Raw genomic sequence first — 14,055 nt, 5'->3', positions numbered from 1 at the left:
TTTGTTAAAAAAATACAATAAAAACATAAAACTCCCTTAAAAAACTCGTTTTCCGCAACATACACTTTTTGAAATGAGTCACTGGTACAATTATTGAATTTGAGACACTCAAAAAAATCTTAATTATTTTTATGAAAAAACATGTACCCTTTATTCTCGTATTATTAATACAGTTTGGTTTTTCTCAGGAAATCGACATTGAAAAACTCACATTAGATGACTACTTATCGGATTTAGAAACACTTGACAAAACGATTGAAGCTCAACACCCTAATCCGTATAAGTACGTATCAAAAGAATTACAATTAAAAAACAAAAAAAATGCGATCAAACGTTTAAAAAAAGAGCCTTCCTATCATCATTTTATACAAGCGTTAAATCGATTCGGAGATGGTCATCTCAGTTACACTCCTCCTGAAGATTTTATAGATTACACTATTATGAACGACATTTTCTTTCCTTTTCCTGTACTCGTAAGGGGTGGAAAAATGTTTATTAATTATAAAAACACCACCCTTCCCTTTGGAACGGAGATTACTGCTATAGAAAAAATAGCTACAAAAGAAATCATAGATAAACTTCACTACTATATTCATGGAGATGGGTATATCAAAACAAATACAGAAACAAACATTTCATCTGACTTCCCTTTTTATTACTCTAATTACATTCAAAAAAATGTTACTTCATTTTCAATAGAATACAAGAACATAAATACAGGTACTCTGAAAACAATTCAAGTTCCCGCTGTAGATTATTATGAATTATACAGAAGAGCTTTTCAGGCAATGCATCCGATTAATAAACTGGAACAATACAAAACAATTCACGGTCATTATCTTCCTGATTCGAAAACGGGAATTCTAACAGTTAATAGTTTTAATATAAACGAAGCATACGCTTATAAAGAATTTAGTAAGTTTTTCAAAAAAATGAATGCTGATCAATATAAGACAGTTATTATCGATATTCGAAACAATCCCGGGGGAAATCCAAATATTGCAGCTTTATTATTTTCATTTATTACGGATACTAATTTTAAAAATCTATTTAATTATAAGACTAGTACTATTAAATTGTATTCTGAAAATCTGATCGATGAAAATGGAGCACCTGTAGGGTATGAAGGAATTAAAAATTTCGAAAACTTCCTGTACCAACGTTTTGATAAAAAAGACAGTATTTACATCGGAAATGATCGATTAAAAGAAGGAATTTTAGAAAACTTCCCTCCGGACAAAGACAATTTTAAAGGAACTGTATATACTACTATAGGAGGAAATACTTTTTCTGCGGCCGTGTATTTCGCTAAACTATTCAAAGATCATAAAAGAGGAAGTATTGTAGGAATAGAAACAGGTGGAAATGAAAACACCACTTTTGCCGGGTGGTTCATGAACTATAAACTTCCAAAAACGAAATTAAGAGTTCGAATTCCTATTACCGAACTATATTTTGGGGATGTGATTGACACCCCACATGGAATTATTCCTGATCATATAGTTCCTGTAGATCAATACATGAAGTATCTTCTAGAAGAAAAAGATCCTGAACTACAATTTATCCTTGATCGAGAACATAAATAATTACCATATACCAAGAAGCCATTCATGAATTGAATGGCTTCTTTTTTAGAGTTAAATTACTTTTTACTGTTTCGGAATATTTGCTAAAATCTCTTTGACAAACTTCCAATATTTTTGTAGGGAAGAAATGCTTGCACGTTCATCCGGGGAATGTGCTCCTAAAATGGTAGGACCAAAAGAAATCATATCCATATCCGGGTAGTTTTGTCCTAATATTCCACATTCCAATCCTGCATGACAGGCTGCTATATGTGCTTTTTCTCCATTTAACTTTTGATATAATGTATCTAAAACCTTTAAAATCGGAGACTCCATATTTGGTGCCCATCCAGGATAATCACCACTTGTCTTCACCTGACATCCGCATAACTCAAAAGTAGCTGTTAAGGTATTTACGACATCCTCCTTAGAAGATTCTACACTACTCCTGGTCAGACATTCGATAACAACCTCTCCTCCCCCTATTGTTACTTTGGCTATATTATTAGAGGCTTCTACAAGATCTGCTATGGAAGGACTCATTCTATACACTCCATTATGTGCGGCGTATATCGCTTTTATTAACTTAGTACTTACCGCTTCACTTACGACCTGTAAAGGGACTTCTGTATTTTCTATTACAATTTCCAAATCGGCTTCTGTAATGGAAAAATCATTTTTAATAGTTGCTATTAACCTCTTACTTTCGGCTTCAAATGCTGTAACTTCCGCTACAGGTACTTGTACTTTGGCAAAACTTTCTCTTGGAATGGCATTTCGTAAACTCCCACCACGGACCTCATGAACTCTCAGTCCAAACTGAGTAATCCCAAGATGCAATACGCGATTCATTATCTTATTCGCATTTCCTAACCCTTTATGAATATCCATCCCAGAATGTCCTCCATTCAAACCTCTTACAGCAATTGAATATCCGGCATATGCACCTTCTAATGTTTCTTCTTTATAGGACATCGAAGCTGTTACATCGATTCCTCCAGCACAGCCTACTCCTATTTCATCATCTTCTTCTGTATCCAGGTTTAGTAAAATATCTCCTGTTAACCATCCAGCTTCTAAACCCATTGCCCCGGTCATACCAGTTTCTTCATCAATCGTAAACAGTGCTTCAATAGCAGGATGCGGAATATCTGTCGATTCTAATATAGCCATAATCGTAGCTACTCCTAATCCATTATCAGCACCAAGTGTTGTTCCAGCTGCTTTTACCCAATCTCCCTCTACATACATTTCTATTCCCTGTGTGTCAAAATCGAAAACCGTATCCGCATTTTTTTGATGTACCATATCAAGATGTGATTGCATCACTACCGTTTTTCGATCTTCTAATCCAGGAGTAGCCGGTTTATTGATAAATACATTTCCTATTTTATCTACCTTTGTCTCCAATCCCAATGACTCTCCAAAAGATTTCATAAATGCGATAACCCGCTCTTCTTTTTTTGAAGGTCTGGGAACCTCATTAAGATCTGCAAACTTATTCCAGACTGATACCGGCTCCAGCTTTCTTATTTCTGAACTCATAATCTTGTATGTTTTAATGGTAAAATTACGTTAAATCGTTGTTTTGCTTTCCGCAAAGAACGGATTTTTTAATTTTAGATCATACATTTACCTCATGCAATTGACAACAAAACGTATTCTTGTATTTTTACTCCCATTACAAATAGTAATTGTAAAAATACTCTCTCTTTTCCCGGAGTTTGTAGAACAATATTATAGTAATGGTATTTATCCTTTTATCAGTACATTGTTGCGATATGCTTTGGGCTGGTTGCCCTTTTCTTTTGGAGATATCGCCTATATCCTTCTCATTTTTTTACTCCTTCGGTTTTTATACAAAGCACTCTTCAAAAAAAAGTATTCCTGGAAAGAGATCCTAATAGAAATCGGAGCTACTTTATCAATTGTATATGCTTGTTTTCATATATTATGGGGATTAAACTACTATAGAATGCCGCTTCATTCCATTCTTCAAATCGAAGATCAATACGATGAAGAAGCCCTTATCAAAGTGACTGAACATTTAATAGAGCAAGCTAATGCACTTCATTCAGAACTAGAACAAAATGATTCAGTTTCCGTACGAATTCCATATTCTAAAGATGATATTTTTCAAAAAACAGTTCCTGCCTATCAGGAATTGGGGAATACATATCCCAATTTTCGATACCAACCTGGAAGTATAAAAAAATCTTTATTAAGTCTACCTTTGACATATATGGGATTTAGTGGGTACCTAAACCCTGTTACGAATGAAGCACAGGTAAACGCCTTAATCTTACCTTTTAAATTCCCTACAACAAGTTGCCATGAAGAAGCACATCAATTAGGGTTTGCTAAAGAAAATGAAGCTAATTTTATTGCTGTATTAGCAACACTGGCTTCAAAGGACCGATATTTTAATTATAGCGGAACTACCTTTGCACTCAGATACTGCATAAATGATTTATACCTGAGAGATGAGCAAAAAGCAATTTGTTTACTCGAAAAATTACGTCCGGGAATCCGTAAAAATTATCAGGAAGTGCGAGATTTCTGGGATCAATATCAAAATCCTATTGAGCCACTTTTCAAAAGTACTTATGACAGCTATTTAAAAGCTAATAATCAACCGGATGGAATTGAAACATACAGCTATGTTTCGGCTTTAATTGTTAACTATTTCAAAGATAAAAGCTTCAAAAAGTAATAAATTTCAACTTCAGCTGTTAAAAATTTACTAATTCCTTAAGTCTTTCTCTCCTAAGATTTATCTTTAAAACCCATATAACATTTAATATTTAGTATCATAGACACTTCTTTGCTTGAGGAGCAATGCCTATATCGCAAAGATTGATGGGGGATATCTATATATCATCCCCAGTAAACACAAACAATATCATTAACAATGAAAAAAACATTACTGCTATTTGCTTTGATGTTCGGTTTTTTTAGTGGTCATTCACAAGAATATTTCCCTAAAAATGACGGTGTTAAAACATCGGACACCAATTACACCGCACTTCAGAATGCAACAATTCACACCACCCCCACTACAGTTATAAAAAACGGTACCTTATTAATTCGGAAAGGAAAAATTATTCAGGTAGGAAAATCTGTTAATATTCCGGTAAACAGTACAGTTATTGATCTCAAAGGGAAGCACATCTATCCTTCTTTTATTGACCCTTTTACCTCATTTGGAATAAAAAAGCCAGAAGGAAAAGGAGGGAATCCATACAGCAACCCTCAATTCCACCCGTCCAGAGAGGGGTATTACTGGAATGATCATATACGCCCTGAAACCAACGCACTCCAAGAGTTTGTGTATGACAAGAAAAAAGCTTCAGAATATATCAAAGAAGGTTTTGGAGTTCTCAACACACATGTAGCTGATGGAATTGCCCGAGGTACTGGTTTATTGGTTGCACTAAATAATGAGGGAAATGATGGAGATCGACTTATAGAAGATCGTTCTGCTCATTATTTTTCTTTTAAGAAAAGTAAAAAAAGTAAGCAATCCTACCCTACCTCTCTTATGGGGTCGATGGCATTACTCCGGCAAATGTACATAGATGCTGCATGGTATGCACAAGGAAATATAGAAAATAAAGATCTGTCACTGGAAGCATTATTAAGAAATAAAAATATTCCTCAAATCTTTGCTGCAGAAAGTAGAGAAAACAGTTTGAGAGCTGATAAGGTTGGAGATCAATTTAATATTCAGTATACGCTGGTAGGAGGAGGTGATGAATATGCCCGCATACAGGATGTAAAAGCTACAAATGCTACTTACATCATCCCGCTCGATTTTCCAGATGCTTATGATGTATCAGATCCTTATATGCAAAATGCAATAAGTCTTGGAGATATGAAACACTGGAATCAGGCTCCCACCAACCCAATGGTACTCAAAAAAAACAACGTCCCTTTCTCTCTTACTACCTATAAACTAAAAAAGGTAGCTGATTTAAAAACCCGGATAAAAACAGCAATTAAGCACGGACTGGATAAAACCACTGCTTTAGAAGCCTTGACCACTATCCCCGCTAAAATATTAGGAAAAAGTAACCTTATTGGCACATTACAACCGGGCGCCTATGCCAATTTCTTAATCACCAACAAAGCTTTATTTGGGGATGATACGATACTTTATGAAAACTGGGTACAAGGGAATAAAACCATAATCAATGATATGAATATTATTGATATCACCGGAACTTATGATCTTACTATAGGGGCTAAAAACTATACTGCGGTGATTTCAGGATCCCCCTCCAAACCCAGCATTACGGTATCATCAGGAGCGCATACACTGGGTAGCAAAATCGAGTACAAAGATAACTGGGTAACTATTACTTTTACTTCTCCTGATGTTACTAAAAAAACATACAATCGAATCGTAGGAAAAATAGAAACTGACACTGCTAACTGGAGAGGAAAAGCGATTACAACCGATGGAACAACTACCACATTTACAGCTAAGAAAAAATCAGATAAAAAATCAGATAAAAAGGATACAAAAGAAGTCAATACAAAACCAGAAGTACTCCCTGTAACCTATCCGAATATCGCTTATGGAAATTCAAAAATTCCAACCGCCGCTACCATTTTGTTTAAAAATGCTACCGTCTGGACTAATGAACAAGATGGGATTCTCTATGAGACTGATGTCTTGGTCAAAAATGGTAAAATTGAAGCAATTGGAAAAAACCTACGAGCAGGAGGGGCAAACGTTATAGATGCTACCGGAAAACATCTTACTTCAGGAATAATCGATGAACATTCTCATATTGCAGCAGCATCTATAAATGAGGCCGGTCACAACTCTTCGGCAGAAGTAAGTATAGAAGATGTTGTCTTATCAGATGATATTAATATCTACAGAAACCTTGCAGGGGGTGTTACTACCATTCAGATCCTACACGGTTCTGCCAATCCTATTGGGGGAAGATCTGCTATTATAAAACTTAAATGGGGAGAAAGTGCCAATAACTTATTATACCCGAATGCTCCTAAATTTATAAAATTCGCATTAGGAGAAAACGTCAAACAAAGTAACTGGAATAGCAGAAGTCGCTTTCCACAAACAAGAATGGGTGTAGAACAAGTATATATCGATTATTTCTCCAGAGCAAAAGCCTATGATGCGTTAAAGAAAAGCGGGAAACCGTATCGAAAAGACATCGAATTAGAAACACTGGCAGAAATTCTAAACAAAGAACGATTTATCAGTTGCCATTCGTACGTACAAAGTGAGATCAATATGTTGATGAAAGTTGCCGAAAAATTTAATTTCAACGTAAATACTTTTACACATATTCTAGAAGGATATAAAGTTGCTGATAAAATGGCTAAACACGGGGTTGGTGGGTCTACTTTTTCGGATTGGTGGGCTTATAAATACGAAGTGAATGATGCGATCCCATACAATGCTGCAATCATGCACAACCAGGGAATTACTGTCGCTATTAATAGTGATGATGCAGAAATGTCCCGGAGATTAAATCAGGAAGCTGCAAAAGCTGTGAAGTATGGAGGGCTTGATGAAGTGAGCGCCTGGAAGTTAGTCACCTTAAATCCGGCAAAACTATTGCATATCGACGATAAAGTAGGAAGTATTAAAGTAGGGAAAGATGCAGATCTTGTACTATGGAATAACAATCCTTTATCTATCTATGCCAAAGCCGAAAAAACCCTTATCGAAGGAGCTATTTATTTTGATATAGAAAAAGACAAAGCGATGAGGAATACTATTGCAGATGAGAAAAACAAACTAGCTCGTCTGTTGTTACAGGCAAAAAATAAAGGTATGAAAACGCAACCTGCCAAGAAAAAAGAGCATCAGCATATGGAATGTGAGACAATAGAAACCATACACCAATAATAAAAACAGGAATCACATGAAAAATTTTATATACAGTTGCGCTTTGATAACTGCTTTTATTGGAAAAGGAATTGCGCAACAAACTCCTGCAAAACCACAACATGAAGCTATTACCATTGTAGGAGCCAAAGCTCATATTGGTAATGGAGAAGTTATCAATGAGAGTATTCTTATTTTCGAAAATGGAAAAATCACCACTATCGAAAAAGCCGGAACCACTGCCCCAAAAGGTCGTGTAATAAAAGCAAAAGGAAAACATATATACCCTGGATTTATCGCTCCAAACACCACATTGGGTCTTATAGAAATTGATGCTGTCAGAGCTACGGATGACGATAGTGAATTAGGAGACTACAATCCACATGTACGCAGTATTATCGCATATAATGCCGAAAGTAAAATTGTAGAAACCATGCGTCCTAATGGGGTACTTATTGCTCAAACAACTCCAAGGGGAGGTCGCATTTCCGGAACTTCATCAATTGTACAGCTAGATGCATGGAACTGGGAAGATGCTGCTGTAAAAACTGATGATGGCATCCATATTAACTGGCCTGCTGTTTTTTCTCAAGGTCGTTGGTGGATGGGAGAAGAACCCGGATTAAAACCTAATAAAAACTACAACAAGGCGGTTACTGAATTAGGAACCTATTTTTCGGATGCCAAAGCTTCGATCAAAGCAAATACTCCTGTCAATAATTTACCTCATTATGCTTTAAAAGGGCTTTTTGATGGTTCAAAAACTGCTTTTATACATATCAACTCTGAAAAAGCAATACTGGATATGATTTCATTTGCAAAAAAATATGAGATCAAAAAAGTAGTTATTGTAGGAGGGACAGAAGCATATAAAATTGCTTCTGAAATTAAAAAATCAGGAATTCCCGTCTTAGTAAACAGAACACACTCTACTCCTGATAATGAAGATGATGATTATGATTTGCCTTATAAAAATGCAAAACTCCTTATGGATCAAGGGATATTAGTAGGATTACAAAATAGTGGAGGAATGGAACGCGCCAATACCCGAAACCTTCCATTTCAGGCCGGTACTGTAGCTGCTCATGGGTTGGACAAAGAAAAAGCACTGCAACTGATTACTGCTAACAATGCCAAAATTTTAGGAATTGATAACTCTATGGGGACGCTGACTGTTGGAAAAGATGCTACTTTATTTATAAGTAATGGAGATGCACTGGATATGAGAACCAACTTAATAGAAAGTGCTTTTATTCAAGGTCGGGATATCAGCTTAGAAAGTCATCAAACAAAACTTTGGAAACGATATCAAAAGAAATATACGGAATAATAGTACATACTTTAATGCCGGAGAAGCATTAAATGAATATTATCCTAAGAAAAATAAACAGAGTATATAGCTCTATTATTTAATAAGTGAGTTATATTTTTACTATAAAAAAGTGGCTTGAGATCTCAAGCCACTTTTTTTAAGTTCTTATATTGGTCGTTTAAAAATATAGCGGGTAATAAAAATTCCTTTCCCATCTTTTGATCCTGCATCACTCTCTACAGCACTTGCTACAAAAACCAAATCCCATCCCTGAGAAATCATATCAGTAAGTTTAGAAGAAACAACAGCATCATTAGCTGCTATATTCTGAAAACGAATTCCTCCTAAGTTATAGAAGTTTAGCAATTTTGTTTCCTCAAAATCTTTAACTCGGATTTCTTTTCTATCTGATTTATTTCTCTCATTTTTTTCTTCTGTTCTATGAGAAGTAAACTTTTTATAATCCCTTTGTTCATTTGTAGAGATTAACCTAGAACGTCCTAATCCACTCCCTACAATAGACTCTACACTAGTTATTACTTTTACTTCATACTTCGGGGTTGCGTCTTGTGCTTTCATTCCATAAGCAGTGGCAAAGGTCAGTACGATTGATAAAATAATTTTTTTCATTTTCCTGTTTTAAATTAGTATTGGTTTATTAAAATTTCCCCTTTTTTAGAAAAGGTATCTCCACCAAACCAAAGAACATGCCAAAGTCTGACTTTTAAATTCCCTACAATACTCCAGATGTTATTTATAAAAACAAAGACTGCTATAAAGCAGTCTTTATCAATTAATTAATATAAACCTGATGTAAGAAAAATGCTTTAAAAAAGAATCAAATTTCTTAAATCAACCTTATATCATTACTAAATTCCCATTTTGGCCATGTGAAACTCAGACTTGAAGTTAATTGCAACTCTTCCTCTCACCGCTTCATAAATATCGTCATTCTTTGATCTCCAAACAGCCTTCACTCCTTCCTTTACCAACCAGCTAAAACTTGGAGTGTACGTTGGTCTCGGTACCAGATCCATTAAATGAGAAGCATCTAAAGCTTCTGCAAACATCTCTGCTGCCAAATCTCTCAATTCATTATTGAGATCGTGTTCTAAAATAGGTTCGCCTGGGTAGAAAAAAGTAAGAATGTCGATGACCATCTTATCATCACTTACACTTGTTGTGGTAGCCATAAAAATGATATTAAAAATTAATGATTTATGTAAACAGAAGATTAACTTTTATTAGTAGCGTTATCCCCTTTCACAAATTTCAAAATTTATAGCGCATTAAACCACCCTGTTTTCAGTGAAAAACAGGAAACTCAGGTCTTTTGTTTTTTCTTTTTAGCGGCAGGAAACAGAATATTATTGAGGATGAGTCGATATCCAGGAGAATTGGGGTGTAATTCTAATTCTGTTTTAGGATCACCTACTCTATGGCGATAATCTTCGGGATCATGTCCCCCATAAAATGTAAAGAACCCTTTTCCTTTTATTCCATGAATATATCGAGCTTCATTATTTGTTCTATTTTCTCCTAGTATCAGTACATTTGATTTAATCTCTCGATGATCATACGCAGTAGTTTGCCCCAAAAAACCTTTAACCAAAGCTGTATGGTTCTGACATAACATGGTAGGGATCGGATCCCATTTTGCAGAAAAATCCATGAGTGTAAAATAATCCGTAGTTTCAGGAATCCTTCTTTTTCTCGTCATATCAATGGTGGAGAACTCATAGACTGTCGGGCTTCTTTCCAAGGTAAAATTGGTAAAAGCAAATGTTTTATTATAATCTATTTTGGATTGGTATCCTGGTTCACTGGGATCTCCATCAAACATCGCTTCGCAAATATCAACTCCTTCTGCTGCCAATGCAATTTCGAAGCTATCTGTAGCACTACACATGGCAAACATAAATCCTCCTCCAATCACATAATCTCTTATTTTTAAAGCCACTGCGAGTTTTTCTTCTGATACCTTATCATATCCTAACTCACTTGCTAATTTTTCTGCATTTGCCTTTTCTCTAATATACCAGGGAGTTGCTCTATAGGTACCGTAAAACTTCCCGTATTGCCCTGTAAAATCTTCGTGATGCAAATGAAGCCAATCATACAAAATAAGATTGTCTTCTAACACCTCTTTATCATAAACAATATCATAGGGAATTTCCGCAAAAGTAAGTACCATAGTTACGGCATCATCCCAAGGTTGTTTACTTTTTGGAGAATACACAGCTATCTTAGGCACTTTTTCTAAGATAACTGCCTCCATATTTTGAGATGGACTACTGATTTCTGATAGGATTTGCTCAGCTTCTACCTGAGATAATACCTCATAAGAAACCCCTCTTACAGTACATTCTTTTCTAATTTCTTCTGCATCCGGAAGCAAAAAAGAACCTCCTCTGTAATTAAGCAACCACTTTACTTTTGTGTTTTTGCCTAGTGTCCAATAGGTAATCCCATATGCTTTTAGATGATTGCGTTGACTTTCTGCGTCCATTGGTATCAAAATATAGGAAGCATAAGTCTGCAAAGAAAATAATATTCCTACCAGAAATACTACGGTCTTTATTTTTTTAGTCTTGGTAATATTGTTTATCCAACCAAACAGATCGGTCAATATATGTTTAAAAAGGAACGTCGTCGTCATCATTAGAATCATTTATACTACTCCCAAAAGCTTCATCCGCACTTGGAAGGTGAGTGGTATCAAATGGATTCTCTTCTTCACCCTCATTCATTTTGGAATGATACTCAAAAGGAGTACTAAAGTCATCTAAGTTATCAAATTTACCTAAGTGTCCAATAAACTTTAACCTAATATTTTCTAAACCACCGTTACGGTGCTTGGCTACAATGAACTCTCCTTGCCCTTGAGTCGGTGATCTTTCTTCATCATCCCACTCATCTATTTTATAGTATTCCGGACGATAAATAAAGGATACAATATCAGCATCCTGCTCAATCGCTCCAGATTCACGAAGGTCACTCAACAGAGGGCGTTTGCTTCCTCCACGGGATTCAACGGCACGGGATAACTGTGATAAGGCGATTACCGGAATATACAATTCTTTGGCCAATGCTTTTAAGTTTCGAGAAATCGTAGAGATTTCCTGTTCACGGTTTCCGTTTTTTCCTGACCCTCCTGCTGTCATCAACTGCAGGTAATCAATAATAATCATCTTGATTCCGTGCTGAGAAGCTAATCGCCTGGCTTTTGCTCTAAGGTCAAAAATTGATAATGACGGAGTATCATCAATAAATAACGGAGCTTTTTCCAGGTCTTTTACCTTTACATTTAATTGCTCCCATTCATGTTTTTCTAATTTTCCGGTACGTAATTTCTCTGAAGACAAACCTGTTTCAGAAGAGATCAAACGGGTAATCAGCTGTACTGATGCCATCTCCAGAGAGAAAAACGCAACAGGTATTCCCTGTCCTACAGCAATATTTCTAGCCATAGATAGCGTTAATGCCGTTTTTCCCATACCCGGACGAGCAGCTACAATAATCAAGTCACTTGGTTGCCATCCTGAGGTTAGCTTATCTAACTTATCAAAACCGGAAGGTACTCCACTCATTCCTTCCTTATTGGAGATTTCTTCTATCTTCTTTTTAGCCTGTATTACCAAACTCTGAGCAGATTCACTCGATCGTTTAATGTTTCCTTGAGTTACTTCATACAATCTGGATTCTGCCATATCCAGTAAGTCAAAAACATCTGTAGTCTCATCATAGGATTCTTCTATGATTTCGTTAGATATTTTAATGAGACTTCGCTGAATAAATTTTTGCAGAATAATACGTGCATGAAACTCAATATGCGCAGAAGAAGCCACTTTCTGCGTCAGTTGTATCAAATAATATTCTCCTCCTGCTTGTTCTAATTTCCCATCTTTTTTTAACTGGTTAGAAACAGTTAATAAGTCAATGGGTTCTGAGTTTTCAAACAATCTAAATATAGCCTCGAAGATGTATTGGTGCGATTCTTTATAAAAAACTTCGGCATTGAGAATATCAATAACTTCGTCAACCCCTTTTTTATCAATCATCATCGCCCCAAGCACAACTTCCTCTAAATCAACAGCTTGAGGGGGTACTTTCCCTTTTTCCAACGGTATTACGTTTCCCTTACCATAATTTGCCGATGGATTTCTTTGTGCGTTTTCCATAGTTACGAATGTAAAAAAAATGTAAAGAGATGAACGGAATAACTACATATCAATGTTCACTGGTCTTCAACATTTTACCTGTTAACAACTCTTTTTTTTTGTTAATAAACATAAAAAAAATCTGAAGTGCAAGTCTTCAGATTTTGGAATAAGTGATTTTTTAAGGGTTACCCTTTAAAGTCTCCCATATTGGCATATTTTTCCATACGCTTTTCTATCAAATCTTCTTTTGATAAGTTTTTTAATTCTTCAAAAGAGGCTGTAATTTGATCTCTGACAGTTAAAAACATTTTTTCTCTGTCACTATGTGCTCCTCCAAGAGGTTCTTTTACTATTTGATCAACAACTTTCAGTTTTACACTGTCTTTTGCTGTCAATTTTAATGCTTCTGCTGCGCGCTCTTTATGATCCCAACTTCTCCATAAGATAGAAGAACAGTTTTCTGGAGAGATCACAGAGTACCATGCATTTTCTAACATTAAAACTTTATCTCCTACGCCTATACCTAAAGCTCCTCCACTGGCTCCTTCACCAATGATAATAACTATAACAGGTACTTTGAGTCGTGTCATCTCCAAAATATTTCTGGCAATCGCTTCTCCTTGTCCACGTTCTTCTGCTTCTAGACCTGGATATGCTCCTGGTGTATCTACAAAACAAACTACAGGAATATCGAATTTCTCTGCACTTTTCATTAATCGAAGCGCTTTTCTATATCCCTCAGGATTTGCCATTCCGAAATTTCGGTATTGTCTTGTCTTTGTATTGTATCCTTTTTGTTGCCCAATAAACATATAGCTTTGATCTCCAATTTTTCCCAATCCTCCGATCATTGCCTTATCGTCTTTTACAGTACGATCTCCGTGTAATTCGAGAAACGAATCCCCACAGATTGCATGAATATAGTCAAGGGTATAAGGTCTAGATGGATGTCTAGACAATTGGACACGTTGCCATGCCGATAGGTTTTTATAGATATCTTTTTTAGTCTCGTTCAGCTTTTTTTCAATCTGTTTGCATGTATCAGTCACATCTACATCACTCTCTTCTCCAATAGCACATGCTTTGTTGTACTGCTCTTCGAGCTCTTTTATAGGGAGTTCAAAATCTAAATATTCCATATCAAGA

10 protein-coding genes are annotated in these 14,055 nt (G+C 35.7%); 4 read left to right on the top strand and 6 right to left on the bottom strand.

Annotated elements, in window-relative coordinates:
• Positions 1-131 precede the first annotated feature (131 nt).
• On the top strand, positions 132-1,586 hold the full coding sequence (locus tag ACFSTE_RS03760) for a S41 family peptidase (protein ID WP_378256127.1): 1,455 nt from the start codon (positions 132-134) through the stop codon (positions 1,584-1,586).
• Positions 1,587-1,649: 63 nt separating this feature from the next.
• On the opposite strand, the gene ACFSTE_RS03755 is transcribed toward ACFSTE_RS03760, so the two are convergent.
• A complete protein-coding gene (locus tag ACFSTE_RS03755) occupies positions 1,650-3,110 on the bottom strand; it encodes an aminoacyl-histidine dipeptidase (RefSeq protein WP_378256129.1) in 1,461 nt (486 codons plus the stop codon).
• A gap of 94 nt (positions 3,111-3,204) precedes the next feature.
• Between ACFSTE_RS03755 and ACFSTE_RS03750 the strand changes: the two genes are divergently transcribed.
• From ACFSTE_RS03750 to ACFSTE_RS03740, 3 genes are all read left to right on the top strand, one after another.
• A complete protein-coding gene (locus ACFSTE_RS03750) occupies positions 3,205-4,278 on the top strand; it encodes a DUF3810 domain-containing protein (protein ID WP_378256131.1) in 1,074 nt (357 codons plus the stop codon).
• A gap of 198 nt (positions 4,279-4,476) precedes the next feature.
• The gene (locus ACFSTE_RS03745) at positions 4,477-7,455 is read left to right on the top strand and encodes an amidohydrolase family protein (protein WP_176029468.1); all 2,979 of its coding nucleotides are present in this window, start codon (positions 4,477-4,479) and stop codon (positions 7,453-7,455) included.
• 16 nt (positions 7,456-7,471) lie between these two features.
• The gene (locus ACFSTE_RS03740) at positions 7,472-8,764 is read left to right on the top strand and encodes an amidohydrolase family protein (RefSeq protein ID WP_378256133.1); all 1,293 of its coding nucleotides are present in this window, start codon (positions 7,472-7,474) and stop codon (positions 8,762-8,764) included.
• Between the two features lie 147 nt (positions 8,765-8,911).
• On the opposite strand, the gene ACFSTE_RS03735 is transcribed toward ACFSTE_RS03740, so the two are convergent.
• The 5 genes from ACFSTE_RS03735 to ACFSTE_RS03715 form a co-directional block, all read right to left on the bottom strand.
• Positions 8,912-9,325, bottom strand: a complete 414-nt coding sequence (locus tag ACFSTE_RS03735; protein WP_176031122.1) for a hypothetical protein — start codon at positions 9,323-9,325, stop codon at positions 8,912-8,914.
• 290 nt (positions 9,326-9,615) lie between these two features.
• Entirely contained in the window at positions 9,616-9,939 is a 324-nt protein-coding gene (locus ACFSTE_RS03730) for a hypothetical protein (RefSeq protein ID WP_176029466.1), read from the bottom strand.
• Positions 9,940-10,070: 131 nt separating this feature from the next.
• Complete coding sequence (locus ACFSTE_RS03725; protein ID WP_378258921.1) at positions 10,071-11,255, bottom strand: asparagine synthetase B; 1,185 nt, start codon at positions 11,253-11,255, stop codon at positions 10,071-10,073.
• Between the two features lie 127 nt (positions 11,256-11,382).
• A complete protein-coding gene (gene dnaB, locus ACFSTE_RS03720) occupies positions 11,383-12,927 on the bottom strand; it encodes a replicative DNA helicase (protein ID WP_378256135.1) in 1,545 nt (514 codons plus the stop codon).
• 167 nt (positions 12,928-13,094) lie between these two features.
• Entirely contained in the window at positions 13,095-14,048 is a 954-nt protein-coding gene (locus ACFSTE_RS03715; protein ID WP_176029464.1) for an acetyl-CoA carboxylase carboxyltransferase subunit alpha, read from the bottom strand.
• Between the last annotated feature and the right edge of the window lie 7 nt (positions 14,049-14,055).

Origin of the sequence: Aquimarina hainanensis, assembly GCF_042684685.1 — a bacterium.
Classification (GTDB): Bacteria; Bacteroidota; Bacteroidia; order Flavobacteriales; family Flavobacteriaceae; genus Aquimarina; species Aquimarina hainanensis.
Note: the sequence above shows the minus strand (reverse complement) of the source record. Positions and strands in the feature narration are given on the sequence as shown.